Source organism: Afipia sp. 1NLS2, assembly GCF_000178995.1.
Lineage (GTDB): Bacteria > Pseudomonadota > Alphaproteobacteria > Rhizobiales > Xanthobacteraceae > Afipia.
In genome coordinates, this window is the sequence record NZ_ADVZ01000004.1 from 64,420 (window position 1) to 89,121 (window position 24,702).

At 61.9% G+C, this 24,702-nt stretch carries 19 protein-coding genes; 10 read left to right on the forward strand and 9 right to left on the reverse strand.

The annotated features are described in order from the left end of the window. Window position 1: 1 nt before the first annotated feature. From treZ to AFIDRAFT_RS14465, 5 genes are read right to left on the reverse strand one after another with little or no spacing between them, the layout of a single operon-like run. Entirely contained in the window at window positions 2-1,747 is a 1,746-nt protein-coding gene (gene treZ, locus AFIDRAFT_RS14445; RefSeq protein WP_009340265.1) for a malto-oligosyltrehalose trehalohydrolase, read from the reverse strand. Then, on the reverse strand, window positions 1,744-3,816 hold the full coding sequence (glgX, locus tag AFIDRAFT_RS14450) for a glycogen debranching protein GlgX (protein WP_009340266.1): 2,073 nt from the start codon (window positions 3,814-3,816) through the stop codon (window positions 1,744-1,746). The genes treZ and glgX overlap by 4 nt, the downstream gene beginning before the upstream one ends. Then, complete coding sequence (glgB, locus tag AFIDRAFT_RS14455; protein ID WP_009340267.1) at window positions 3,816-5,963, reverse strand: 1,4-alpha-glucan branching protein GlgB; 2,148 nt, start codon at window positions 5,961-5,963, stop codon at window positions 3,816-3,818. Before glgB ends, glgX begins: the two co-directional genes overlap by 1 nt. Beyond that, window positions 5,960-9,250: a maltose alpha-D-glucosyltransferase gene (gene treS, locus AFIDRAFT_RS14460; protein WP_009340268.1), complete on the reverse strand. Its 3,291-nt coding sequence runs from the start codon at window positions 9,248-9,250 to the stop codon at window positions 5,960-5,962. Before treS ends, glgB begins: the two co-directional genes overlap by 4 nt. Window positions 9,251-9,259: 9 nt before the next feature. Then, on the reverse strand, window positions 9,260-11,245 hold the full coding sequence (locus AFIDRAFT_RS14465; RefSeq protein WP_009340269.1) for an alpha-1,4-glucan--maltose-1-phosphate maltosyltransferase: 1,986 nt from the start codon (window positions 11,243-11,245) through the stop codon (window positions 9,260-9,262). Between the two features lie 146 nt (window positions 11,246-11,391). On the opposite strand from AFIDRAFT_RS14465, the gene malQ reads away from it, so the two are divergent. The 4 genes from malQ to AFIDRAFT_RS14480 all read left to right on the forward strand — a co-directional run bounded on the left by malQ (window position 11,392) and on the right by AFIDRAFT_RS14480 (window position 16,297). Next, complete coding sequence (gene malQ / locus AFIDRAFT_RS14470; RefSeq protein WP_009340270.1) at window positions 11,392-13,323, forward strand: 4-alpha-glucanotransferase; 1,932 nt, start codon at window positions 11,392-11,394, stop codon at window positions 13,321-13,323. Between the two features lie 91 nt (window positions 13,324-13,414). Continuing rightward, entirely contained in the window at window positions 13,415-13,579 is a 165-nt protein-coding gene (locus tag AFIDRAFT_RS19570) for a DUF3309 family protein (RefSeq protein WP_009340271.1), read from the forward strand. Window positions 13,580-13,833: 254 nt separating this feature from the next. Continuing rightward, window positions 13,834-14,646: a dienelactone hydrolase family protein gene (locus AFIDRAFT_RS14475; protein ID WP_492951782.1), complete on the forward strand. Its 813-nt coding sequence runs from the start codon at window positions 13,834-13,836 to the stop codon at window positions 14,644-14,646. A 79-nt stretch (window positions 14,647-14,725) separates the two neighbouring features. Further along, window positions 14,726-16,297: an adenylate/guanylate cyclase domain-containing protein gene (locus AFIDRAFT_RS14480; protein ID WP_009340273.1), complete on the forward strand. Its 1,572-nt coding sequence runs from the start codon at window positions 14,726-14,728 to the stop codon at window positions 16,295-16,297. Between the two features lie 6 nt (window positions 16,298-16,303). Here AFIDRAFT_RS14480 and AFIDRAFT_RS14485 read toward each other — a convergent pair whose 3' ends face one another. Continuing rightward, window positions 16,304-16,546, reverse strand: a complete 243-nt coding sequence (locus tag AFIDRAFT_RS14485) for a DUF2188 domain-containing protein (protein ID WP_009340274.1) — start codon at window positions 16,544-16,546, stop codon at window positions 16,304-16,306. A gap of 365 nt (window positions 16,547-16,911) precedes the next feature. On the opposite strand from AFIDRAFT_RS14485, the gene AFIDRAFT_RS14490 reads away from it, so the two are divergent. Together AFIDRAFT_RS14490 and AFIDRAFT_RS14495 are read left to right on the forward strand one after the other, a co-directional pair. Beyond that, the gene (locus tag AFIDRAFT_RS14490; RefSeq protein ID WP_009340275.1) at window positions 16,912-17,244 is read left to right on the forward strand and encodes a hypothetical protein; all 333 of its coding nucleotides are present in this window, start codon (window positions 16,912-16,914) and stop codon (window positions 17,242-17,244) included. Continuing rightward, window positions 17,244-17,519 carry a GIY-YIG nuclease family protein gene (locus AFIDRAFT_RS14495; RefSeq protein ID WP_009340276.1) on the forward strand — a complete coding sequence of 92 codons (276 nt, stop codon included), beginning with the start codon at window positions 17,244-17,246 and terminating at the stop codon, window positions 17,517-17,519. Before AFIDRAFT_RS14490 ends, AFIDRAFT_RS14495 begins: the two co-directional genes overlap by 1 nt. A gap of 6 nt (window positions 17,520-17,525) precedes the next feature. Here AFIDRAFT_RS14495 and AFIDRAFT_RS14500 read toward each other — a convergent pair whose 3' ends face one another. After that, complete coding sequence (locus tag AFIDRAFT_RS14500) at window positions 17,526-18,368, reverse strand: AAA family ATPase (protein WP_009340277.1); 843 nt, start codon at window positions 18,366-18,368, stop codon at window positions 17,526-17,528. A 185-nt stretch (window positions 18,369-18,553) separates the two neighbouring features. On the opposite strand from AFIDRAFT_RS14500, the gene AFIDRAFT_RS14505 reads away from it, so the two are divergent. The 3 genes from AFIDRAFT_RS14505 to sseA are packed head-to-tail and all read left to right on the forward strand — an operon-like array spanning window position 18,554 to window position 21,028. Next, on the forward strand, window positions 18,554-19,729 hold the full coding sequence (locus AFIDRAFT_RS14505; RefSeq protein ID WP_009340278.1) for a vWA domain-containing protein: 1,176 nt from the start codon (window positions 18,554-18,556) through the stop codon (window positions 19,727-19,729). Window positions 19,730-19,753: 24 nt separating this feature from the next. After that, the gene (locus AFIDRAFT_RS14510) at window positions 19,754-20,170 is read left to right on the forward strand and encodes a rhodanese-like domain-containing protein (protein WP_009340279.1); all 417 of its coding nucleotides are present in this window, start codon (window positions 19,754-19,756) and stop codon (window positions 20,168-20,170) included. A 9-nt stretch (window positions 20,171-20,179) separates the two neighbouring features. Then, window positions 20,180-21,028, forward strand: a complete 849-nt coding sequence (gene sseA, locus AFIDRAFT_RS14515; RefSeq protein ID WP_009340280.1) for a 3-mercaptopyruvate sulfurtransferase — start codon at window positions 20,180-20,182, stop codon at window positions 21,026-21,028. Between the two features lie 48 nt (window positions 21,029-21,076). On the opposite strand, the gene AFIDRAFT_RS14520 is transcribed toward sseA, so the two are convergent. Continuing rightward, window positions 21,077-21,739 (reverse strand): hypothetical protein, encoded by a 663-nt coding sequence (locus AFIDRAFT_RS14520; RefSeq protein ID WP_009340281.1) that lies wholly within the window; start codon window positions 21,737-21,739, stop codon window positions 21,077-21,079. A gap of 319 nt (window positions 21,740-22,058) precedes the next feature. Here AFIDRAFT_RS14520 and AFIDRAFT_RS14525 point away from each other — a divergent pair, with 319 nt between their 5' ends. After that, window positions 22,059-23,195: a L,D-transpeptidase gene (locus AFIDRAFT_RS14525; RefSeq protein WP_009340282.1), complete on the forward strand. Its 1,137-nt coding sequence runs from the start codon at window positions 22,059-22,061 to the stop codon at window positions 23,193-23,195. A gap of 81 nt (window positions 23,196-23,276) precedes the next feature. On the opposite strand, the gene gdhA is transcribed toward AFIDRAFT_RS14525, so the two are convergent. Then, complete coding sequence (gene gdhA, locus AFIDRAFT_RS14530) at window positions 23,277-24,620, reverse strand: NADP-specific glutamate dehydrogenase (protein ID WP_009340283.1); 1,344 nt, start codon at window positions 24,618-24,620, stop codon at window positions 23,277-23,279. Window positions 24,621-24,702: the final 82 nt, after the last annotated feature.

Genomic DNA, 24,702 nt, shown 5'->3' on the forward strand with positions numbered 1-24,702 from the left:
CTCATATGGGCTCCATTGTCCAGCAGACCCCCCATGGTGCGAAGACGCCGGGTTCGCCCCAGATCATGTGCCCGCCGCGCGGTGTTTCTTTTGCGCTCGGTTCGGATGAAAGGTTGGCCGTCAGCGTCAGAAGCCGATCACCCAGAGTCCATGATGCAAACAGAACGCCGTCCGGCTCGAAAGAGGCTTCTTCGAAAGACGCCGCGCGCAAATGTGGGACGATATGTTGCCGCCGAACGGCGAGCAGCCTGCGCATGAGATCGTGCCGGCGCTGCCCATCAGGCTTTTGCAAGTCCTGCCAGTTCAATTTCGCGGAGATGAAGCTGGCTTGAGCGAGTGGATCGGGGATTTCGTCTCCGAACGCCTCATAAGCCTTTTTGAATTCGCGACGCCGCCCGTCGCGCACGGCTTGCGCGAGATCGCCTTGGAAATCGCAGAAAAACGGAAAGGGGGTCGTCGCGCCCCATTCCTCGCCCATGAACATCATTGGCGGCATCGGCGCGAGCAGGGTGATCGCCAGCGCGGCCTCGATGGCCGCGGGGTGAGCGGCAAGCCGGTCGCCAAGTGCGCGGTTGCCGATCTGGTCGTGGTTCTGAATAAAGTTCACGAAGGCGGCGGGCGAGAGATTGCCGCTCGGCTCGCCGCGCAGGGCGTTGTCACGATGCGTTGACGGCTCGCCCTGATAGGCGAAGCCGGACTCAAGCGCGCGAACGAGATAAGGCAGCGGCGGCTGATAGTCCTGATAGTAGCCGAATTTTTCGCTGGTCAGTAAAACATGCCAGGCGTGGTGGTAGTCGTCATTCCACTGCGCGCGATATTTTCCCACAGGCGGGTCAGCGAATGGGTCGAGCAGGCTGGCACGATTATCGTCGTTCTCCAGTACGAGATGGATGTGCCGGCCGCTGCTGCGCGCGAGCGCACCGGCGGCCACGCTGATATCGCGCAGCAGCAGATCCTCTGCCGTCTCGATTGCGTGCACGGCATCCAGCCGCAGTCCGTCGAAGCGGTAGGTACGCAGCCAGTGCAGCGCGTTCTCGACCGCGAATTTGCGTACTTGTGGCACGCGATAATCGATCGCGTTGCCCCACGGAGTCTGCGCTGGTGAGAAGAAGGGTGGCGCGTAGAGGCCAAGATAATTCCCCTCCGGCCCGAAGTGGTTGTAGACGACATCGAGAAATACCATCAGTCCGCGCAGGTGCGCTTTGTCGATCAGCGCTTTGAGATCGTCGGGGCGGCCATAACTGGAATCCGGCGCGTACCACAGCGCGCCGTCATAGCCCCAGTTCCAGCGGCCGGGAAAATCCGCCACCGGCATCAATTCCAGCGCGGTGATGCCGGTCTCGACCAGATGGTCGAGCTTGCCGATCATCGCGCGACAGGTGCCTTCCGGCGTGAACGTGCCGATATGAGTCTCGAGAAAGACGGCGTCTTCCCACGGCCGCCCGCGCCAGTTCGTGGCGCGCCAGTTGTAGCTGTGATGATCGATCACTTCGCTGGGGCCGGCGATATCTTCCGGCTGGAAGGACGAGGCGGGATCTGGCACTTCCGTTTCGCCGTCGATCAGGAAGCGATAGCGCGTGCCCGCGCCAATCTCCGCAACCTCTCGTGTAAACCACCCTTCGCTTTCACGCTGCATCTCATGCGTCGCGCCATCGAGCAGGACATCGACCCGTTTCGCGGCGGGCGCCCAGAGCCGGAACGTAACGCCGTCGGAAGTTAGCCGTGGGCCGAAGGAGGAGCCATTCATGCAGCCCCCGAGAATGCCAGCACCGATCGCGGAGGCGCGTTTGCCGTGGTGCCGGATGCAACGCTGCCGTTCGCTTCCGGCGTGGTGGTATCAAGCACGCAAGACCATTTTGTATATTCGGGCAGCTTCGGCAAAGTGAACTCGATCGGCTCGGGTGCGGCGTTCAGCACGATAAACAATGGCGGCTCGCCTTGTTCCTTGGGACCGAGCACGTAAGAGAGAAATCGCCCTTCCGGAAAATTCCAGTCGGCTTCCTCCATCTCGTTGGCCTGCGGCGTCAGCCACAACACGCCGTAGGTTCCGTCCGCCTTCAATCCGTCAACCCATTGGCGAGAGCGCAGTTGCGGAAAGTGAGCGCGCAGCGCGGTCAGCTTGCCGATGAAATCGGTGAGATCGTCGCCGTCCTGCCCGACGCCGTTCCAGTTCACCCAGCCGATCTCGTTGTCCTGACAATAGGCGTTGTTGTTGCCCTGCTGGCTGTTGCCGGCCTCATCGCCGGCCAGCAGCAGCGGTACGCCTTGCGCGAGGAACAGGCAGGCGAGCTGGTTCTTCCGCAATTGTCGCCGCAGCGCGACGATGGCTTCGTCGTCGGTCGGGCCTTCATGGCCGCAATTGTTGCTGTGATTGTCGTTGGAGCCGTCACGGTTGTCTTCGCCGTTGGCTTCGTTGTGTTTCTCGTTGTAGCTGAACAGGTCCATCAGGGTGAAGCCGTCATGCACCGTGATGTGGTTGATGCTCGCCTGCGGCGTGCGGCCGTCATGATTGAACAGGTCGGACGAGCCCGTCATGCGGCGGCCGAGGTCGCCGAGCAGGCTGCCTTCGCCCGCCCAATAGCGACGCAGCGTGGAGCGATAACGGTCGTTCCACTCCGACCATTGCGAGGGATACGCGCCGACCTGATAACCGCCGAGGCCGACGTCCCACGGCTCGGCCACCAGCTTCACGGTGGCCAGCACCGGGTCTTGCCGCACGGCGGTGAGGAATGCGCCGCCACGGTCGAAGCCGTTTGGTCCGCGTGCCAGCGTGCTGGCGAGATCGAAGCGGAAGCCGTCGACATGGCAGACCTCGACCCAGTAGCGCAGCGAATCCATCACCATCTGCAACACACGCGGATGGGAGAGGTTGAGCGAATTGCCGGTGCCGGTGAAGTCGTCATAGAAGCGCGGCTTGTCCGGCATCAGCCAGTAATAGGACAAGTTGTCGATGCCACGGAATGACAGCGTCGGGCCGAGGTGGTTTCCTTCGGCGGTGTGATTATAGACCACATCGAGCATCACCTCGATTCCGGCGTCGTGCAGCCGCGCCACGGCGGTGCGGAAGGAATCCAGCGCGCTGTTGTTGGCATAACGCGCTTCGGGCGCGAAGAAGGCGATGGAGTTATAGCCCCAGTAGTTGGAGAGCTTTTTCTCCACGAGATGGCGGTCGTCGACGAAACCGTGGATCGGCAGAAGCTCGATGGTGGTGACGCCGAGACGCTTGAGGTGATCGACCACGGCGGGGCACGACAGCGCGCCGAATGTGCCGCGCAGATGCGGCGGCACGCCGTCGCGGGTCTGGGTCAATCCCTTGACGTGTGCCTCATAGATAATGGTGTCGGCCCATGCCACGTTCGGCCGGTTCTCGCGGCGCCCCCAGTTGAAGGTTTCGTCGATCACGACAGCCTTCGGCATGCCGCGGGCATTGTCGCGGCGGTCGAACGACAGATCCTCGCGCGAACTGCCGGTGCGATAACCGAAATGCGCGTCGCTCCAGACAAGGCGCCCGGCGAGGCGCTTGGCGTAAGGATCGATCAATAGCTTGTGGCAATTGAAGCGATGGCCGTGGTCCGGGGCGTATGGGCCATGAACGCGATAGCCATAGAGCTGGCCCGGCGACACGTCGTTGAGATAGCCGTGCCAGACGTCTTCGGTGCGTTCGGGCAACGCGATGCGCTCGATTTCGCGGCGGCCCTGATTGTCGAACAGACATAGTTCGACGCTCTGCGCGTTCGCTGAGAACAATGCGAAATTGGTGCCCCGGCCGTCCCAGGTCGAACCAAGACGGGTATGCGTGCCGGCGGACAGGCGCATCATTCGCCGTCCGGCACGAGATAGATGGCGGCGAGCGGCGGAATGGTAAGATCGAGGTGCGGCACAAGACCTTCCAGCGTCTCGCGGCCTCCGACATTGCCTTTATTACTGCCGCCGTAATGCGCGGAGTCGGAGTTGAACACCTCACGCCATCGGCCGGGGAAGGGCACCCGGACGCGATAATCCTCATAGAGATTGGGCGAGAAATTCACCACGACGAGGCAGCGCTGGCGCGGAGCATTGCCCTTGCGCATCCAGGCGAACACGTTGTGGTCGGCATCGTTGGTGACGAGCCACTCGAATCCGGCGGGATCACAGTCCAGTTCGTGCAGCGCAGGCAACTGGCGGTAGAGATTGTTGAGGTCGCGCACCAGAGCCTGAATGCCGCGATGACGATCCTGATCGAGCAGATGCCAGTCGAGCGAGTGATCGTGATCCCATTCGCGCTCCTGCCCGAATTCCGAGCCCATGAACATCAGCTTCTTGCCGGGATGGGCGAACATGAAAGCGTAGTAGGCGCGCAGATTGGCGAAACGCTGCCAGTCGTCACCGGGCATGCGACCGAGAATCGAGCGTTTGCCATGGACGACTTCGTCATGCGACAGCGGCAGGATGAAGTTTTCCGAGAACGCGTAATGCAGGCCGAACAGGATCTGGTCGTGATGATATTTGCGGTGGATCGGGTCCTTGCTGATGTAGTCCAGCGTGTCGTGCATCCAGCCCATGTTCCATTTGTAGCCGAAGCCGAGCCCGCCGAACTCGACAGGGCGCGACACCTGCGGCCATGCGGTGGACTCTTCGGCGGCGGTCGTCGCGTGCGGAAATTTCGCGAATACTTCGGTGTTGAAGCGGCGCAGGAATTCGATGGCTTCGATGTTTTCGCGGCCGCCATATTTGTTCGGAATCCATCCGCCGGGCGGGCGGCTGTAATCGAGATAGAGCATGGAGGCGACGGCATCGACGCGCAGGCCGTCGACGCCGTAACGCTCCAGCCAGAACAGCGCATTCGACACCAGGAAATTGGTCACTTCCGTGCGGCCGTAATTGTAGATCAGCGTGCCCCAGTCGAGATGGCGGCCCTGTAGCGGGTTGGCGTGTTCGTAAAGCGCGGTGCCGTCGAAATAGCCGAGGCCGTGGCGGTCATCGGGGAAGTGGCCCGGCACCCAGTCAAGCAGCAGCGCGAGCCCTTCCTCATGGCAGGCCTCGACGAACGCCGCGAAATCATCGGGCGAGCCGAACCGGCTTGTCGGCGCGAACAGGCCGGTCGGCTGGTAGCCCCATGAGCCGTCAAACGGATGCTCGCTGACCGGCAGCAGTTCGATATGGGTGAAGCCCATGTCGCGCGCGTATTTCGGCAGCGTCTCGGCCAGCTCGCGGTAGGTCAGCCACTCATTGCCGTCCCTCCGTCGCCATGAGCCGAGGTGGACCTCGTAGATCGACATCGGCGAGGCGAGAGCGTTGGCCTTCGCAGGCGGGGCTATTTGGGGCGCGAGTTTGCTCTCGTCGAAAATGATGGAAGCGGTGTTGGGACGAAGCTCTGCCTGAAATGCGAGCGGATCGGCTTTCAGCGGCAACTGCTCGCCATGCGGACCAGCCACGTCGAACTTGTAACGGTTGCCCGTGGTGATGCCGGGGATGAAGATTTCCCAATAGCCGTTGCCGCGCACACGCATGGCGTGCGGGCGGTTGTCCCAGTAATTGAAGTCACCGACCACGCTGACGCGCTTGGCGTTCGGCGCGAACACGACGAAGGCAACGCCGCGCACGCCTTCCAGCGTCATAGGGTGAGCGCCGAGCTTGTCGTAAAGCTGCTGGTGGCGGCCTTCACCGAGCAGGTAGAGATCGAATTCACTCAGCACCGGCGAAAAGCGATAGGGATCGTGCAGCTCCACGACGTTGTCGCCGTAATTGGCGCGCAAGCGGTAGGTGCCGACGTCTTTCGGCAGCGCTCCTTCGAACAGGCCTGCGTCGTGCAGCCGCGACAGCTCGGCACGATGCCCCTGTTCGTCGATGGCTTCGACCTGCGAGGCGTGAGGCAGGAAAGCGCGCACGACATTATGCCCGTCCTCCGGGTGCAGGCCCAGATAGCGAAACGGGTCGGAATGGCGACCTTCAAGGATGGCATAGGCTTCGGCGGAGAGAGTCATGTGTCAACTTCCGTTTCGCTCGCAAGAATGCGGAGCGCGCCGTCAAGCGGAACGCTCAGCCAGTCGGGGCGATGTGCGAGTTCGTATCCGATCTCGTAGAACACTTTTTCCAGCAGAAAGAATTTCAACAGCCGCTCTGCTGCCAGCGAATTCTGCGGCCACAGCCGGGCGTCGGTCACACTCTCGCGATAGGCGAACAGGAACGTCTCCGCCGCGATGTCGCGCCAGGTTTCGAGATCGGCGGACAGCGTGTTGATGCCATCGTCGGGGACTGCGGCACGCGCGCGCATCATGGCGGCGCCTGCGGCATAGTCGATCGATCGCAGAAGTCCGGCGACATCGCGCGCGGCGGGAGCCTTGCGGCGGCGTTCCGCGAGCGAGCGGCGTGGCTCGCCCTCGAAATCGATGATCAGAATGTCATCCTTGGCGATCAGCAATTGGCCCAGGTGCAGGTCACCATGATGACGCGCTTTCAGGATCTGCTGCGGTTCGGTCAGGAACGACGCGGTGAGATCGGGCAGGTCGTCGCGATAATGCAGCAAAGCGTCGATCAGCTTGCGGTCGTGTTCCTTGGCGGTCGCGCGATGTTGCTGAAGGCCCTCGAAAACGCGCGTGACGCTCGCGTTGAAATGCTCGCGCCACAATTTCAGGTCATCCGCGGTCGCGGGCTCCGGAGCGAAATCCGGGATGTCGGGGCGACTCGCCAGCGCCATCTGCATTTCCGCGACGCGCCGGCCGATCTGGGTCATGTAGCGCAGCGAATTGATCTGCTCGGAGCTTTCGGATTTCTTTTCCTCGGCGCTGAGCAGGCGGCGTTCTTCCACGAAGCGGTCGAGATAGCTGGCCGCCACCGACCAGGCATCGCCCTGGTTGGGTATGAGACGGTGGATGATGGCCACGGCCGAATGCCTGCCTCCCTCCACAAGCTCGACGCTGCCGAGCAAATCGGGCGTGTTGGCGAAACCCACGACATCAGTGAGGAAGCGGCCCATCTCGATCTCGGGATTGATACCTGCTTCGATCCGCCGATAGAGCTTCACGACGAAAGATTCGTCGACAAGACTCGTGCTGTTGGATTGCTCGGTCTCGACCGCGTGGACGTTTTCGATTTTGACTTCTGGCTCCTGGAGGAGTTTCGCGGTCGGCTCGAACAGCAGTTTGTCGACGCCGTTCGTGGTGGTGCGATTGTGACGCACATTGTCGAGCACCAGTTCGATGAATTCCTTGTCGGTCGCGACATCGAACAGCGTGCCTTCGCGCGCGGCCTGGCGGACGGCGGCAAGCGCATTGGGGTTGTAGCGTTCGCGGTCGAATCTCACCCAGTCGACGCGGATCGGCAGCGTGTAGCGTTGCATCTTGCCGTGCTGCATGGATTCGAAAATCGCAAGCCATGAACGGGATGCGCCATCCTCCGTCACGGGGATGGCGGAGGTGACCTTGGTGCTGATCGCATAGGCGGAGCGCTGGGGGAACCAGCGGGTGCGCGCCAGATGCACGGGCAGTACGTCACGCTCGAAGATGCGGCGGGTCCGCTCCAGCGTGACCCATGTGGAGCCCGCCGGCACCACCAGCGTCTCGAATTCAGGGAAAGGTTCGTGCTTCGACGGCTCGGGCTGCTTTTCTTCCAGCTTGAACCAGTAGAAGCCGTAGGGCGCGAGCGTGATGAGATAAGGCAGTTCGCCGATGGCCGGGAAAGTGGTGCGGCCGAGCATTTCCAGCGGAACGCGATCCTTCCACGGCGCGAGATTGAGTTCGGTCGCCTGCGCCGAGCGCGACAGGTTGGCGATGCACAGGATGGTCTCGTCCTCATACTGGCGGACGTAAGCGACGGTGGCGCGGTTGGTCGGGCGGATGAAGGTGATGCTGCCGCGCCCGAACGCCTTGCTGGTCTTGCGTACCGAGATCAGCCGCTTGGTCCAGCTCAACAGCGACGACAGGCTGCGCGACTGCGCCTCGACGTTGACGGATTCGTAGCCGTAGACCGGGTCCATGATCGGCGGCGCATAAAGCCGCGCGGGATCGGAGCGCGAGAAGCCGCCGTTGCGATCCGGTGTCCACTGCATCGGCGTGCGGACGCCGTTACGGTCACCGAGATAGATATTGTCGCCCATGCCGATCTCGTCGCCGTAATAGATGATCGGCGTGCCGGGGAACGACATCAGAAGTGAGTTCATCAGTTCGATCTTGCGCCGGTCATTGTCCATCAGCGGCGCGAGGCGGCGGCGGATGCCTACATTGATGCGCGCGCGCGGATCGTTGGCGTAGGTGGACCACAGATAGTCGCGCTCAACGTCCGTCACCATTTCGAGCGTCAGTTCGTCGTGGTTGCGCAGGAACAGCGCCCACTGGCAGTTATCGTGGATTTCCGGCGTCTGCCGCAGAATATCGGTGACGGGAAAGCGGTCCTCCTGCGCGATCGCCATGTAGAAGCGCGGCATCAGCGGGAAGTGGTAGGCCATGTGGCACTCGTCGCCATCGCCGAAATATTGCTGCACGTCTTCCGGCCACTGGTTGGCCTCGGCGAGCAGCACCTTGCCCTTGGCGTAGGCGTCGAGTTCGGCGCGCAGCCGCTTGATGACGGCATGCGTCTCGGGAAGGTTTTCGTTGTTGGTGCCTTCGCGCTCGCACAGATAGGGAATGGCATCGAGCCGGAAGCCGTCGACGCCGGCATCGAGCCAGCGCTTCATCACCTGGACGACGGCACTGACCACGCGCGGGTTGTCGAAATTGAGGTCCGGCTGATGCGAAAAGAAGCGATGCCAGTAGTAGGCGCCGGCTTCCGCGTCCCATGCCCAGTTCGACTTCTCGGTGTCGGTGAAGATGATCCGGGTCTCGAGATATTTCTGGTCGGTGTCGCTCCACACATACCAGTTGCGGGCGCTCGATCCCGGAGGCGAGCGGCGCGCGCGCTTGAACCAGACGTGCTGGTCGGAGGTGTGGTTGATGACGAGTTCGGTGATGACGCGCAGCCCGCGCCGCTTGGCCTCGGTGATGAAGCGGCGGAATTCCTTCATGGTGCCGAAGTCGGGATTGATCGCGCCATAGTCCGCGATGTCGTAGCCGTCGTCGCGTCCAGGCGAGGGGTAGAACGGCAGCAGCCACAGGCAGGTGACGCCCAACTCCTGCAAATAATCGAGCTTTTCGGTCAGTCCTGGAAAATCACCGATGCCGTCATTGTTGCTGTCGGCGAACGCCTTGACGTGCAACTGGTAGATGACGGCGTCCTTGTACCAAAGCTCGTCGGCTTCTGTTTGCGGCATCTCGGCAATGGCTGGCATGATGTTCATGGCGTGGCCTCACGCCAGACAACGGAAGAGGGCGGCCGGGTCGCGCGCGGGATCGAGACGCAGATGAACGCCGCCCCATTCCACGCCGTGGCGTTCGCCGGTGATGATGTTTTCAAGTGCCGCGACCGGTAGCAATTGCGTATCGTGGCGGACATTGATGTTTCCCAATGGCAGCCAGATAATGTGCGGGTCGCGTGACATTGCTATGGCGCCGACCACCACATTTGTTTCGTCGGCTGTCGATTTGGAAAAGGCGATGACGTTGCCGTCCTCGATATCGAGAAAATTCAAACGGGCGGTCTGGCGCAGCGCAGGGTTCGCGCGGCGCGCCATGTTGATGGCTGTGATGTAGTCCTTGATGTTGCCGGGTGCGTTCCAATCCCGCACCTTGATCTCGTATTTTTCCGAGTTGAGGTATTCTTCCTTGCCCGGAATAGGCTCGTGCTCAAGAAGCTCGAAGCCGTTGTAGATGCCGTAACTCGCCGACAGCATCGCCGCGAGCGCGACACGCGACTTGAACATCCACGGCTCGCCGCCCTGCAAATGATAAGGCAGGATATCCGGCGTGTTGACGAAGAAGTTCGGCCGGTAATATTCGCGCTCGGGATAGCCGGTGAGTTCGCGTAAATACTCCTGCATTTCCCATTTCGACGTGCGCCAGGTGAAGTAGGTGTAGGACTGCGAGAAGCCGAGCTTCGCAAGGCCCTTCATCAGTTTCGGGCGGGTGAAGGCCTCGGCGAGGAAAATCACGTTCGGATGCTGAAGCTGGATATCCTTGATCAGCCATTCCCAGAATGGGAACGGCTTGGTGTGTGGATTGTCGACGCGGAAAATGGCGACGCCCTGATCGATCCAGAATCGGATCACATCGCGCAGCGCATGCCACAACGCCTGCGCATCGTCGGATTCGAAATCCGGGTTGTGGATGTCTTCGTATTTTTTCGGCGGGTTTTCCGCATAGCGCATCGAGCCGTCGGGGCGGCGCTTGAACCAGTTCGGATGGTTCTTCAGCCACGGGTGATCGGGCGAGCACTGGATGGCGAAGTCGAGCGCGATCTCGAGCCCGTGGTTTTTGGCTTCGCGCACGAGATCGCGGAAATCGTCGAGCGTTCCGAGTTCGGGATGAATGGCATCGTGTCCGCCGCTCTCGTCGCCGATCGCATAGGGTGAGCCGGGGTCGTTCGGTCCGGCCTTCAGCGCGTTGTTTCGGCCCTTGCGGTTGGTGTGGCCGATCGGGTGGATCGGCGTGAAATACAGCACGTCGAATCCCATCGCGGCGATGTCGGGCAGGCGGGCGATGCAGTCGCGGAAGGTGCCGTGCCGCCCCGGCACCGTGCCCTGGCTGCGCGGGATCATTTCGTACCACGCGCCTTCCACGGCGCGGGCACGATCCACCATCAGCGGGAAAGGCTTGGATTGCGTCAGGTCGGTGCGAATCTGGCTTTCGGCCATCGCCTGTTCGACCTCGTCCGTCAAAAGAGACGCGATGTCTCCATTTTGCAGGAAGGCTTCGCAAGCCGTCGTAATCGTCAGCGCGCTCGCCTTGTCGTGCGGATCGGCGCGCGTCATCATCGCAGCACCTTCCAGCGCGTCGAGTGAGACGTCCTGACCGGCATCCATCTTCGCCATCACGCCGTGCCGCCATGTCGCGAAGGCGTCGGTCCATGCCTCGATGACATAGAGATGACGGCCCACGGTTTGTGGGGTGAACGTGCCGGTCCAGCGGTCGTTGCCGTGCAGTTGCATCGGCGCGCGCTGCCATTCGTTGTCCGTTTCCAGCCGCCAGCAGAGGGCTGCGGCCACGATGTCGTGTCCGCCGCGGAAAATATCGGCCCAGACCTCGACCGGCTCGCCTGCGATGCGCTTCACCGGGAAGCGTCCATCGTCAACGCAGGGGAAAACATCCTCGATATGAAAAACACCGTTATCGGGGGACGTTGCCGGAAAGATGCCCGATTGTTGTTCAACTTTTTTGATGGGCGGAAGCACGGACATCCGGGGCGCCTTGTCGCGAATTGGGTGGGTGTCCCTTACCAATGGCGCAGGTCACGAATGGTTCCCCTGGAACGGATTTAAGTGTGGCAGGTTAGCCGTAAGCTCGAACTATGCATGAGACCTGCCTTCATCCCCGGTGCGACAGAATGGATTTGTCTGAAAAAGTGTCCCGATACGGGATCGAAGCGAGCTTTATCGACGGCACCGGACAGACCCATACGATCGACGAACAGACTTTCCATCAGGTCGCGGAAGCGTTGGGACAGGCGCCGTCGTTGTCCGCGCCGATTGTCATCCGCTGCGTGGATGGTGTGGATATCGATCATCTCGTCACGCGGCTGTCGCATCTGCATAACTGGCAGATCTTCGATTCCGATGCTCACCTGATCTTATCATCCGGCGCGGCGTCAGAGGCGCGGCTTCCTTTCGGGGTCTATCGTCTGCGCGGGCGGCACAGCGAGGCGGTGGAAACATCTCTCATCGTCGCACCGGAGCGAGCCTATGAAGGTGAGTTCGATCGTCGATGGCTTCTGGCGATGCAACTCTATGGCATCCGCTCGCACCGGAATTGGGGAATCGGTGATTTCTCCGACCTGCAGACCTTGATGCGATGGGCGGCAAGCCTGGGCGCGGCAGGCGTCGGCCTCAATCCGTTGCACGCGTTGTTCGATGACGAGGCGGAGGATTGCAGCCCGTATTCGCCGAACAGCCGCCTGTTTCTGAATTCCATCTACATCGATGTCGCGGCGCTGCCGGAATTACCGGAATATTTCACGGCAGAGAACCGAGCGGAGATCGAGCGGCTGCAAAATTCCGAACTGGTGGATTATGCGGGTGTCGCCGCCTTGAAGCAGCGCGCATTGAGACGAGCCTTCGCGCAATTCAAGGCGCGCACCACGCTCAAGCGCACATCATCTTTTGATGCATTTCGCAAACAGCGCGGACAGACGTTGTCACGCTTCGCCTGTTTCGAGGCGCTGCGCCGGAAATACCGGGCCGCGTGGTGGGAGTGGCCGGAGCCATGGCGGGAGCCGGATGACAATACGCTCGCGGAATTTCGCCGGGGCGATGATGCGGACGACATCGTCTTTACAGAATTCGTGCAGTGGTGCGCGCACGAGCAGTTACAGGCCTGCACCGCGCTGGGCGAAGAGCTTGGTCTCCCGGTCGGGCTTTATCTCGACATTGCCGTCGGCGTGAAGTCCGGCGGGTTCGATGCGTGGAATGAGCAGGCCGCGATTTCACGACGGCTGTCGGTCGGCGCGCCGCCGGACCAGCTCAACACCGCCGGGCAGGATTGGGGCCTCGCAGGCTTCAATACTTCCGGGTTGGAGGCGCGCAGCTTCGCGCCGTTTCGCGACATGCTGGCGGCTTCCATGCGCTATGCCGGCGCGGTGCGGCTGGATCATGTGTTGGGGCTCAACCGCATCTACGTGGTGCCGTCAGGCTTTCCGCCCAATCGCGGCGTCTACATCCGCATGCCGTTCGAGGCCATGCTGGCGAGCGTGGCGATCGAGAGCGTCGCGCATCGCTGCATCATGATCGGGGAAGATCTCGGCACGGTGCCGGATGGCTTTCGCGAAAGGCTGGCCGATTGGGCGGTCTGGTCCTACCGGGTGTTGGTTTTCGAGCGTGGCGAAGGCGGCGCGTTCAACGGGCCTGACAGCTACCCCGCACGCGCGCTGGTCACGTTCGGCACGCATGATCTTGCGACATTCGCGGGCTGGCGGAGTGGGCACGACATCGCGCTCAAGCAATCGCTGCACATCGATCCGGGCGAAAGCCTTGGCGACCGCGAGAATGCCGTCGGTCTGCTTGAGCGTGCGCTGGATATAAAGAGTGGCGAGACGAGGGGATTTGAGTCGATATTGTCCTATCTCGCCCAAACCCCGTCGCGTCTCCTCGGCGTTGCGATCGAGGATCTGTTCGGCGTGGTGGATCAGCCGAATGTGCCGGGCACGACCAATGAGCACCCGAACTGGCGGCGCAAGCTGCCATGGCCGCTTGAGGCGTGGGACGCTCACATCGATGTTAACGGACTCACGGAAGCGTTGCGGTCGCGGATTGTATCGCATTGATTGGACTGGAATACGTAACCGCGGTTGCGTTTTCGGGAACGAAATTTTTCGTGGCCTGTTGGAGTGACGTCACGGGATTGAGGAGATCCATATGTCACTCGGCACGATTATTCTGATTATTCTGATTATTGCTCTGCTTGGCGGTTTCAGCGGCGTTGGCGGCGGCCCGTTCTACGGCACCGGCTATTACGGCGGCGGCGGGCTTGGTCTCGTCATTATTATTCTTGTAATCCTGCTATTGATGGGGCGCATCTGACGTCCATCGGATTTGAAAAGCCCGCCTGAACAGGCGGGCTTTTTGCTGGGCGCATAATGCCGCATCTTCCGCTGCTCTCCGGCAGTTGATTTGGCCGAGGCGATTTCAGGTGGTTGATTTACCGCGCCGATGCAGGCGGCATAAGATCGGCTCGGCTATAGCCCCAGAGGGAGTACAAGATGACATCGAATTCGGCATTGGCTTCGGATGAAATCGGCCTGACCAGGGTCGCGCCTTTGACGCGGCGGGGATTCATGACGGCCTCTGCCGCAGCGGCGGCAGGCTATACGCTGGCTGCAGGCCCAGTGCGGGCGGATGTCATCAAGACCGACACCACCGGGCTCGAAACCGGGCCTGCCGCCATCAAGGTTGCGGGCGGGGAGATGCCCGGCTATTTCGCGCGGCCTGCCGGTGTGAAAAACCCACCCGTCATTCTGGTGGCGATGGAGGTGTTCGGGCTGCACGAATACATCAAGGATGTGGTGCGCCGCCTCGCCAAGCTCGGCGCCTTCGCGGTGGCGCCGGATTATTACTATCGTGCGGGCGTCGATCTCACCAAGATCACGGAAATTCCGAAGCTGATGCCGATCGTCAACGCTAAGCCGGACAGCGAATTGCTCTCCGACCTCGACGCCACGGCGGCGTGGGCGAAATCGCAAGGTGGCGATACGGGCCGGCTCGGCATCGTCGGCTTCTGCCGGGGCGGGCGCAGCGTGTGGGAATACGCCGCCCACAGCAGCCAGCTCAAGGCCGGTGTCGCTTTCTACGGTTCGCTGATCGACCCGCCGAACCCGCTCTGGCCAAAAAGCCCGATGCAGTTGGCGGGCGACATGAAGGCCCCTGTGCTTGGCCTCTATGGCGCGGAGGATCAAGGCATTCCGCCCGCTCAGGTCGAGCAGATGAAGGCTGCGCTGGCGGCCGCTGGAAAGACTGCGGAATTCCACATCTTCCCCGGCGCGCCGCACGGCTTCCATGCCGATTACCGGCCGAGCTACCGCAAGGAGCAGGCCGAGCAGGCGTGGGGCGAGATGCAGGCCTGGTTCAGGAAATACAAGGTTCTGACCTGATCTCCGGCTTGCCGTGCCGCCCGGACATGGCCAACAATGGTGAGTGCAAGCCGCAAACGGTTTGCTGTCGGGGGGCACAATGGAAGAGGCTGCAAAGAGGGCGAAGTCCCGCGGCATTGTCGCGGGACTTGTCATTGCGGGGTTGCTGGCGGCGCTGCCGCTCGCGGTCTGGATGGACCTCACCAATCTGACGGAAAGTTCGCTGCGGCGGCAGGCGAGCGATCTGAATTCCGTCATCACCGGCGTGCGGGGATATTACGCTCGCAATATCGTTGCGCGGGTGCTCGCCTCACCCGGCACGACGCAGGTGGTGCACAATTACGAAGAGATCCCGGGCGCGATTCCGATTCCCGCGACCTTGTCGCTCGAACTCGGTGCGGTCATCAGCGACCAGCAGAAGAATATCCATTACCGCTTCGTGTCGGACTATCCCTTCACCAATCGGGCCCCGCACAAGCTCGATGAATTTGAGAAGGCGTCGCTCGCGAGCCTGCGAGAAAACCCCAAGCAGGCGCTGGTGCATTCGGAATGGAGTCCGTTTCATGATCGCGTCCGCTACATTGTTCCAGTGACGATGGGTCCGGCCTGTGTCAGTTGCCACAATACGCATCCGGAAAGCCCGAAGCGCGACTGGAAGGTGGGCGACGTGCGCGCGATTCAGGAGATCGATATTTCCCAGCCAATCGCGGCGAACATGTTTTCGTTCAAATGGCTGCTGGGCTACTTCGTGCTGGCGGCTGTCAGCGGCATTTCGTTCCTGACCCTGCAACTCAAGCAGAGCCGCACGATCCGCCACATGAACACGGAGCTTGAATCGGCGAACGATTTCCTCGCGACGTTGTCGATGAAGATTTCACGCTATATCTCGCCGCAGATCTACACCAGCATTTTCAGTGGCCGGAAGGATGTCACCATTCATACCGAGCGCAAGAAGCTGACGATCTTCTTTTCCGATATCCAGAACTTCACGGCGACGACGGAGCGGCTGCAACCCGAACTGATTACGGAGCTGTTGAACGAATATTTCACCGAGATGTCCACCATCGCGATGTCCTATGGCGGCACCATCGACAAGTTCATCGGCGATGCGATGCTGATCTTCTTCGGCGATCCCGAAACCAAAGGTGATGTGGCGGATGCGCAGGCCTGCCTGAAGATGGCGTGGGAAATGCAGCGCCGCCTCACGGAGCTGAACGCGAAATGGCGTCATGCCGGAATCGAGGAGCCGTTTCAGGTCCGCATGGGCATCAATTCGGGCTTCTGCAATGTCGGAAATTTCGGCAGCAACGACCGGATGGACTACACCATCATCGGGGCGGAGGCGAACCTTGCGGCGCGACTGCAGTCCATTGCAGCGCCCGGACAGATCGTCATCAGCTATGAAACCTATGCGCTGGTGCGGGGCGATGTCATCGCCCATGAGTTGACGCCGATCACGATGAAGGGGATTTCGCGTCAGGTCGTGCCCTATGCGGTGGACCGTGTGCTGGACGAGGGCAGCGGCAAGCGCGACATCGTGGTGGAACGGATGGCCGGGCTCGATCTTTATTTCAATCCGGGCGCCGTGGCCCCGGCGGATGCCGAGCGGGTGAAGTCCATTCTGGCCGATGCAATGGCGTCGCTGGAGGCCGGGCAGGCGAAACCGGCGTAAGCCGGTTTATTCGTCGGCAACTTCAGTCGAGGGACGGTCGCTGCCCCGGGCCGTTTCCTCGTGCCACTTGCCCTCGGAATCCTCGTATTGGATGACCTCGGTGCGTCCCGGCACCCGCTGTTCCGTGGCGGCAGCCTGGGCGGCATCGTAGGCCGCCTTGCGGCTCGGGAATGTTTCGGAAAACACGCCGTTGGATTTGTAGGCCCAGCCTCCGTCATGTTCGACGATCTGGTAGACGACCTTGGTCATGTTCGCCTCTTGTCTTGTCGTTGTGTCGTTTCTTGATGCTTTCTTGGCACTCAACGCACAGCTCCGGTTCCCGGTTCGCGCCGGACCGGCCTGACAGAACACATGGGAGGCCGCCGGCGGTCCTCAATGGGTGTGGCGTTAAGACTTTCACGCCTTGCAGGTGGAAAAACAGCGTGATGCAGGGGCCGAAATAGACGAGCAGCGAGCGCGCGACACCACATCTTGTCGCGAACGAAACCGGTCATGCTATGAATCGCTGATTCGGGCGCGTTTCGTTCCGCGCGTGTTCCAAAGGTTAAGGCGCGTTGAGATGTCCGTCGCAAAATGGGGCATCGCGCGCCGGGAAATCGAGCCGGGAGAGTCGCATGTGGAAATGGGCCGCTGTGTTCGCGATGACGCTGACATTGATCGGGCAGGCCGTCGCGCAGGACGTGCCCGGCATCGAGATCTGCACCGCTGAGAAAACCATGGAGCGGCGGACGAGTTGCCTGCAGAGTAATGTCAATTTTCTGATGCGCAGCATCGCGAAGCTGACGCAGGATCACCAGCAGAAGCTCGACGCCGCCAACCGTCAGATCGATGCGCTGAAGGCATCCGTCGTCAGCCTTCAGGCGAAGGTCGGCGAGTTGCAGGCCGCGAAGACGGCGCCGCATACGGCCAAACCGAATGATAAGCCGAAAGAACCGGCCGCGAAATAATGAGCGACGCGCAGCGCGATCCCTGTTTCGTCTATGTGCTCGGCTGCGTGCACAAGGGCCGCACCACGACCTATGTCGGCTGGACCAACGATGTCGAGCGGCGGCTGGCGCAGCATAATTCCGGCACCGGCGCGCGCTCGACGCGCGGGCGCACATGGGCGCTTCTGCATGTGGAGACGTTCGCGACCCGCAACGAGGCGATGAGCCGCGAATGGCATCTCAAGCGCGACCGCGCGTTCCGCAAGCGGCTGACGCAAAAGATAGCGTCCGGGTGAGGCGGGCTACTTCTCCCGCCGATTCAGGAAGGCGACGCGCTCGAACAGGTGCACGTCCTGCTCGTTCTTCAACAGCGCGCCGTGCAGGGGCGGGATCATCTTGCGCGGATCGCTCTCGCGCAGCACGTCTGGCGTGACGTCCTCGTTGAGCAAGAGCTTCAGCCAGTCCAGCAGTTCGGAGGTCGAGGGCTTCTTCTTCAGGCCGGGCATGTCGCGCAGGTCGAAGAACAGCCGCAGCGCCTCGTCCACCAGCCGCTGCTTGATGCCGGGGAAATGCACCTCGACGATCGCCTTCATCGTCTCGACATCCGGAAACTTGATGTAGTGGAAGAAGCAGCGGCGCAGGAACGCGTCGGGCAATTCCTTCTCGTTGTTGGAGGTGATGACGATGATCGGCCGTTGCGCGGCCTTGATGGTCTCGCCCGTCTCGTAGACGTGGAATTCCATGCGGTCGAGTTCGAGCAGCAAATCGTTCGGGAATTCGATGTCAGCCTTGTCGATTTCGTCGATCAGAAGCACCGGGCGCGTGTCATGGGTGAACGCCTCCCACAATTTGCCGCGCTTGATGTAATTGGCGATGTCCGACACGCGCGGGTCGCCAAGCTGGCTGTCGCGCAGGCGCGACACCGCATCGTATTCATAAAGACCCTGTTGCGCCTTGGTGGTGGACTTGACGTGCCATGTCAGCAGCGGGGCCTTGAGCCCTTGCGCGATTTCCTCCGCGAGCACGGTCTTGCCGGTGCCGGGCTCGCCTTTCACCAGCAGCGGACGTTGCAGGTAGATCGCCGCGTTGACCGCGATCTTGAGGTCGTCGGTTGCGACGTAATTCTCGGTGCCGGTGAATTTCATGAAACCATACTTGGATCGAGGATCTTGGATCGAGAGGAGGCGGGCATTCACGGATGCATATGAAGATGTCTTCCGGAAAAGCCTCGCGAGGCGCTCCCAATGTAGGCAAAAAGCCGCCCCGGTAAAGCGCAAACCTGCATGGTGGTGTGCTTGACGGGCAGCCACCCGTGCGCGAACGTCACACGATGTTTCTGCAATTCTTCACATCGCTGCGGCAGGCCAATGTGCCGGTCACGTTACGCGAGTACCTCACCTTGATGGAGGCGCTCGACGCGGGCCTGCCCGAGCATAATGTGGAGAATTTCTACTATCTGGCACGCGCGGCGCTGGTGAAGGACGAGCGCAATCTCGACAAGTTCGATCGCGTGTTCGGCGAGACTTTCAAGGGGCTGGAGTCCCTGTCGGAGGCGGTCGAGGGAGCCGCGATCCCGGCGGAATGGCTGAAGAAGCTCACCAAAAAATATCTGACCGAGGAGGAGAAAGCCAAGCTCGAGGCGCTCGACTGGAACAAGCTGATGGACACGCTGCGCAAGCGGATGGAGGAGCAGAAGAAGCGCCATCAGGGCGGCACCAAATGGATCGGCACGGGCGGCACCTCGCCGTTCGGCGCTTATGGCTACAACCCCGCGGGCATCCGCATCGGGCAGGACGGAAACCGGAATTTTCGTGCCGTGAAGGTCTGGGACCGCCGCGAGTTCAAGGATCTCGACGGCAATGTCGACCTCGGCGTGCGCAACATCAAGATCGCGTTGCGCCGCTTGCGGAAATTCGCCCGCACCGGGGCTGCCGACGAACTCGATCTCGACACCACCATCAAGCAATCGGCCAATCGTGGTTATCTCGACGTGCATCTGCGGCCCGAACGGCACAACGCGGTCAAGGTGCTGATCTTTTTCGACATCGGCGGATCGATGGATATGCACGTCGCGCAGGTCGAGGAGTTGTTCTCGGCGGCGCGCACCGAATTCAAGCACATGGAATATTTCTACTTCCACAACTGCCTCTATGAGAGCGTGTGGAAGAACAATCACCGCCGGTTCAACGAACGAATTCCGACATGGGACGTTCTGCATAAATATCCGTCCGACTATAAAGTGATCTTTGTCGGCGATGCGGCGATGAGCCCCTACGAGATCGCGGTGCCGGGCGGCTCTGTCGAGCACGTCAATGCCGAGCCGGGCGCGGTGTGGCTGCAACGGGTGATCCAGACCTATCCGAATGTCGTCTGGCTCAATCCCGAGCAGCGGCGCTATTGGGATTATTCGGAATCCACGGCGATGATCCGCAAGCTGTTCGAAAACCGGATGTATGCGCTGACGCTCGAAGGCCTTGAGCAGGCCATTCGCGAGCTGGTGCGATAATTATGGAATGATCAGGGAGGTCTTATGGCTCAGACAATTCACCGCGGCATCAAGGCGCTGCTCGATGAAGCCAACCGCGAGGTCGAGGCGATCAAGGCGCCCGACCTGATTGGGTCGGCGAAGGATGAGAGCATTCTCATTGTCGACCTGCGCGATCCGCGTGAGATCGAGCGCGAGGGCCGTATCCCCGGCGCGTTTCATTGTCCGCGCGGCATGCTTGAATTCTGGCTCGATCCGGCGAGTCCCTATGCGAAGCCTGCCTTTCAGCAGGACAGGAAGTTCGTCTTCCACTGTGCGTCGGGCTGGCGCTCGGCGCTGGCAGCCAAGACCGCGCAGGACATGGGATTGAAACCCGTCGCGCATCTCGACGGCGGCTTCACGGCCTGGCGCGAGGCGGGCGGGCCGATCGAGCGCGTCGAGCCGCACAAGCCCAAAGCATGAGGATTGATCATGAGCGATCCGCTGGTCTCGACATCATGGCTGCGTGAACATCTCATCGATTCCGATGTCAGGATCGTCGACGCGGCCTACCGGATGCCGGCGATGCGGCCGCCGACGGCAGCCGAGGAATATGCCGCGCGGCATATTCCGGGCGCGGTGTTCTTCGATGTCGATGTGATCGCGGATCGCACCAGTTCGTTGCCACACATGTTGCCGAAGGCCGATCAGTTCGCGCGCGATGTCGGCGGGCTCGGCATCGGCAATGACGATCTCGTGGTGATCTACGATCGCGGCGACTACATGGGCGCGCCGCGCGCGTGGTGGATGTTCGGCGTGTTCGGTCATGATCGCGTCAAGGTGCTGGACGGCGGATTGAAGAAATGGATCGCCGAAAGCGGCGCGGTCGAGAGCGCTTCGGTGACGCCTGCGCCGAAAACCTTTCAGGCACGGCTCAATGACAAGCGCGTGCGTAGCCTTGAAGATGTGCGGAAGAATGTCGAAGCGCGCGCCGAGCAGGTGATCGATGCACGCTCGCGCGAACGCTATGAAGGCACCGCGCCCGAGCCCTGGCCGGGGCGCCGCTCGGGCCGGATTCCCGGCAGCCTCAACGTGCCGTTCACCGATCTGATCGATCCGGCGACAGGCGAGATGCGTCGCGTGAGTGAGTTGCAAAAGATTTTCAGTGCGGCCCATGCCGATCTCGCGCGCCCCATCGTCACCTCCTGCGGATCGGGCGTGACGGCGGGTGTGCTGTCGCTCGCGCTGGCGCGCCTTGGCGTGGACAGCGCGCTTTATGACGGCTCATGGGCGGAGTGGGGATTACCCGACGGGCCGCCGGTCGCAACCGGCAAGCCTTGATAATTCAAGCAATGATCGACTGAGCGGTTGCTTCGCGCGGTGATGACTCTATCGGCGCGGCGGAAGGGTGCTGGCAACGGTCGGCGCAGGTGCTGCCGCGGTTGTAGCCGCCGGGGCGAACAGCGGGAAAAAGCTTTGCTCCACGGGTGGCGGCGGGGCCGGGCGAACAATGCGGCGGCGGTAATGATGATGCGCACGGGCGCGCGCACGCGCCTTGGCGCGGATCGCGGCGCGCTTCCGTGCGACGGCTCTGGTCTTGATGGCTGATACCGGTGCCGCCGCAGGCTTGGCTGCGGGTTGTGGCTGGGCCTCGATGCTGGCCGTGGTGATGGCATCGGTCAAAGGAATTGATGGCGGGTCCGGAATGACGATGCGCGGAATGGCCGCTTCGTCTTCAGGCGTGGCCGTTTCGGCTTCCGTAATAAGAGGAGTGGGCGCAGGGGTCGGAGCTGGGGCCAGAACCGGGTCTACCGGCTGCGAGGCTGGCGGCTCGGCAAGTGGTGGTTCAGCGGGTGGTGGCTCAACCTGCAACACCGCAAGCGTCGGCGTCTCGACGACGAAGCTGGAGACGGGGGTCTGCAGATTCCGCAGCGGGGCCGCGGCAAATTCCTCATGAGTCGCGCGCAGAAATGCCGCTGCACCCAGACCGAAAACCAGCACGGATGCCGCAAGGGCCACTATGATCGCCAAAAGCCGGAACCCGGGAAGCATGGTGCAATCGTGTCCTGCCAGCAGAGCGCGAAATCGAGAACCAAAGTCCTTGCCTGAGCGATGGGTGATGGGCCATGCGGCCTGTGGCCCAAAAACTACCGTCGAATCAGGATGATCCAAGGATAGCCCCGGATCGGCAGGCGCGCCGCCGAAAACCCCCGCAGGGCCCGAATTCACGGTGGATAGCGATTTTGTGTTCCCGAATGTCGCAAAAAAGTCAGCACAGGCAGGCTTTTTTGGTTCATGTCTTGAATGTGCCGCTATCGTGAGCGATTGCATTAACGATACGGTGTTCGCTTCGCACTATCATAGGGGCATGATGTCCAATCGCCTTTCGACGAGCCTTCTGGTGCTGGCCGCAAGCATGGCCGGAGTTCCAGCCACGCAGGCTCAGACCTATCAGCAGCCCGGCTATTATGGGCAGCAGCAGCCCGATCCCTACCAGCAGAACCGCGCGCCGGATTTCGACCGCGTCGGCGATCGCGGCGACGGCTCGCTCTCGCCGCCCGGTTTCCAGCAGCCCGGTCCGCCGCAGCCCGGCTATCAGTCATCTTCCGCGCAGCAGCCTGCCTACCCGCAGGGGCCGATCCTGTCGCCGGACGATCCGCGCTACGGCCGTCCGCCGGGTGCGCCGCCGCTGAATTACTCCAACAACGGCCAGCAGGGGGCGCCGCAGCCGCAGAACGCCTCGGGTTACGATAATCCGCGTCCGCCCGGCAGCGTCGATGCATCCGGTGCGCAGCGCCCGGCAGTCGATTCGCAAGGCCGTCCGATGACGGTCGCCGTCTTGCCGGCCGAGGACCAGCCGGAAACCGGCCCCCGTCAGGAATTGTCGCCGCGCCTGCGCCGTCAGGAGGTCAACTACCAGACCAAGGAGCCCGCGGGCACGATCATCGTCGATACCGCGAACACGCAGCTTTATTACATCCTCGGCCATGGCCGGGCGATCCGCTACGGTGTGCGCGTGGGACGTGACGGCTTCACCTGGACCGGCGTGCAGAAGATCACCCGCAAGGCCGAGTGGCCCGATTGGCATCCGCCGCCAGAGATGATCGAGCGTCAGCCCTATCTGCCGCGCTTCATGGCCGGCGGCGACGGCAACCCGCTCGGCGCGCGCGCCATGTATCTCGGCAATACGGTGTACCGCATTCATGGCACCAACCAGCCGTCGACGATCGGCAAGTTCGTCTCCTCGGGCTGCATCGGCATGCTGAACGAGGACGTCGAGGATCTGTTCGATCGCGTCAAGGTCGGCACCCGCGTCGTGGTGTTGCCGGGCGGTCCGCCGCCGGCGGTTGCGACGGCTCAGCCCGCCGCCGGTACGGCCGGTTATGGCCCGTCCGCCAGCGCCGCGCCGCAAGGCTCGGCCGGCAATGGTGCTGCCGCCAACATCGGCGTTCCCAATCAGGGGCCGACGGTGGTGCCGCCGCTGCCAAGCCCGGTGACGGTGCGCTGAGCGTATCTTCTGAAATCTGAAAAAAGGGGCTGGCTCGACATCGAGCCAGCCCCTTTTCTTTTCGCGCGATATTTTGCGGCGTCAGACGATGCCGAGCGCGCGCATGGCCTCCGCCACGCGGATGAAGCCCGCGACATTGGCGCCGAGCACGTAATTACCGGGTGCGCCATAGGTATCGGCCATCTCCGCACAACGGTCGTGGATGTTGTGCATGATGGTTTCGAGGCGCTTCTCGGTGGCCTCGAAGGTCCATGAATCGCGCGATGCGTTCTGCTGCATTTCGAGCGCGCTGGTCGCAACGCCGCCGGCGTTTGCGGCCTTGCCCGGCGCGAACAGGATTCCGGCGTCGAGGAACGCCCGCACCGCTTCCGGCGTGGAAGGCATGTTGGCGCCTTCGCCGACCGCGATCAGCCCGTTCTTCAGGAGCGTGCGGGCATCCTGCCCGTTGAGTTCGTTCTGCGTCGCCGACGGCATCGCGACATCCGCAGGCACGTCCCAGATTCGCCCCTCGGGCAGGAAGGTTGCGCCGCGTCCGCGCGCCTTCGCATAGTCGGAGACGCGGCCGCGCTTGGTTTCCTTGATTTCCTTGAGGAGCGCCAGATCGATACCGGCTTCATCGACGACATAGCCGCCGGAATCCGAACACGCGATCACGCGGCCGCCAAGCTCGGTCACTTTCTCGATCGTGTAGATGGCGACGTTGCCCGCGCCCGAGACGATCACCTTCTTGCCGTCGAAGCTCTGCTTGCGCGTGCGCAGCATGCGTTCGACGAAATAGGTCGCGCCGTAGCCGGTCGCCTCGGTGCGGACTTGCGAGCCGCCCCAGGTCATGCCCTTGCCGGTGAACACGCCGGATTCGTAACGGTTGGTGATGCGCTTGTAATGACCGAACATGTAGCCGATCTCGCGCTGGCCGACGCCGATGTCGCCGGCGGGCACGTCGGTATATTCACCGAGGTGACGATACAATTCCGTGACGAAGGACTGGCAGAAGCGCATGATCTCGCGATCCGAGCGTCCCTTCGGATCGAAATCGGAGCCGCCCTTGCCGCCGCCGATTGGCATGCCGGTGAGCGCGTTTTTGAACGTCTGCTCGAAGCCGAGAAATTTGATCGTGCCGAGATAGACCGTCGGATGAAAACGGATGCCGCCCTTGAACGGGCCGAGCGCCGAATTGAACTGAACGCGGAAGCCGCGATTGATGTGAATCTTGCCTTTGTCATCGGTCCACGGCACGCGGAAAATGATCTGCCGCTCGGGCTCGCAGATGCGCTCGATCAGGGCGTCTTCGGCGTAATGTGGATGTTTGGCGATGACGGCGCCCAGACTGTCGAGCACCTCGCGGACCGCCTGATGGAATTCTTCTTCGCCGGGATTGCGGCGCAGGACATCGGTAAAAATTGGCTGGAGTTTTTCGTCGAGCATTTAATCCTTCACCTGTGAGTTCTCAGACACGACAGCATGCAGCCGCTCTCGAAGGCGGACCTCGCGAGTGTTGGATGATGTC

What these genes read in the sequence shown, in the direction of transcription:
- gdhA (WP_009340283.1), bottom strand. Translation starts at nt 24,620, where the DNA reads ATGCTCGACGAAAAACTCCAGCCAATTTTTACCGATGTCCTGCGCCGC.
- sseA (WP_009340280.1), top strand. Translation starts at nt 20,180, where the DNA reads ATGAGCGATCCGCTGGTCTCGACATCATGGCTGCGTGAACATCTCATC.
- AFIDRAFT_RS14485 (WP_009340274.1), bottom strand. Translation starts at nt 16,546, where the DNA reads ATGACCAAGGTCGTCTACCAGATCGTCGAACATGACGGAGGCTGGGCC.
- treZ (WP_009340265.1), bottom strand. Translation starts at nt 1,747, where the DNA reads ATGAATGGCTCCTCCTTCGGCCCACGGCTAACTTCCGACGGCGTTACG.
- AFIDRAFT_RS14510 (WP_009340279.1), top strand. Translation starts at nt 19,754, where the DNA reads ATGGCTCAGACAATTCACCGCGGCATCAAGGCGCTGCTCGATGAAGCC.
- AFIDRAFT_RS19570 (WP_009340271.1), top strand. Translation starts at nt 13,415, where the DNA reads ATGTCACTCGGCACGATTATTCTGATTATTCTGATTATTGCTCTGCTT.
- AFIDRAFT_RS14520 (WP_009340281.1), bottom strand. Translation starts at nt 21,739, where the DNA reads ATGCTTCCCGGGTTCCGGCTTTTGGCGATCATAGTGGCCCTTGCGGCA.
- AFIDRAFT_RS14480 (WP_009340273.1), top strand. Translation starts at nt 14,726, where the DNA reads ATGGAAGAGGCTGCAAAGAGGGCGAAGTCCCGCGGCATTGTCGCGGGA.
- AFIDRAFT_RS14465 (WP_009340269.1), bottom strand. Translation starts at nt 11,245, where the DNA reads ATGTCCGTGCTTCCGCCCATCAAAAAAGTTGAACAACAATCGGGCATC.
- AFIDRAFT_RS14495 (WP_009340276.1), top strand. Translation starts at nt 17,244, where the DNA reads ATGAGCGACGCGCAGCGCGATCCCTGTTTCGTCTATGTGCTCGGCTGC.
- AFIDRAFT_RS14490 (WP_009340275.1), top strand. Translation starts at nt 16,912, where the DNA reads ATGTGGAAATGGGCCGCTGTGTTCGCGATGACGCTGACATTGATCGGG.
- AFIDRAFT_RS14505 (WP_009340278.1), top strand. Translation starts at nt 18,554, where the DNA reads ATGTTTCTGCAATTCTTCACATCGCTGCGGCAGGCCAATGTGCCGGTC.
- AFIDRAFT_RS14500 (WP_009340277.1), bottom strand. Translation starts at nt 18,368, where the DNA reads ATGAAATTCACCGGCACCGAGAATTACGTCGCAACCGACGACCTCAAG.
- malQ (WP_009340270.1), top strand. Translation starts at nt 11,392, where the DNA reads ATGGATTTGTCTGAAAAAGTGTCCCGATACGGGATCGAAGCGAGCTTT.
- treS (WP_009340268.1), bottom strand. Translation starts at nt 9,250, where the DNA reads ATGAACATCATGCCAGCCATTGCCGAGATGCCGCAAACAGAAGCCGAC.
- AFIDRAFT_RS14525 (WP_009340282.1), top strand. Translation starts at nt 22,059, where the DNA reads ATGTCCAATCGCCTTTCGACGAGCCTTCTGGTGCTGGCCGCAAGCATG.
- AFIDRAFT_RS14475 (WP_492951782.1), top strand. Translation starts at nt 13,834, where the DNA reads ATGACGGCCTCTGCCGCAGCGGCGGCAGGCTATACGCTGGCTGCAGGC.
- glgX (WP_009340266.1), bottom strand. Translation starts at nt 3,816, where the DNA reads ATGCGCCTGTCCGCCGGCACGCATACCCGTCTTGGTTCGACCTGGGAC.
- glgB (WP_009340267.1), bottom strand. Translation starts at nt 5,963, where the DNA reads ATGACTCTCTCCGCCGAAGCCTATGCCATCCTTGAAGGTCGCCATTCC.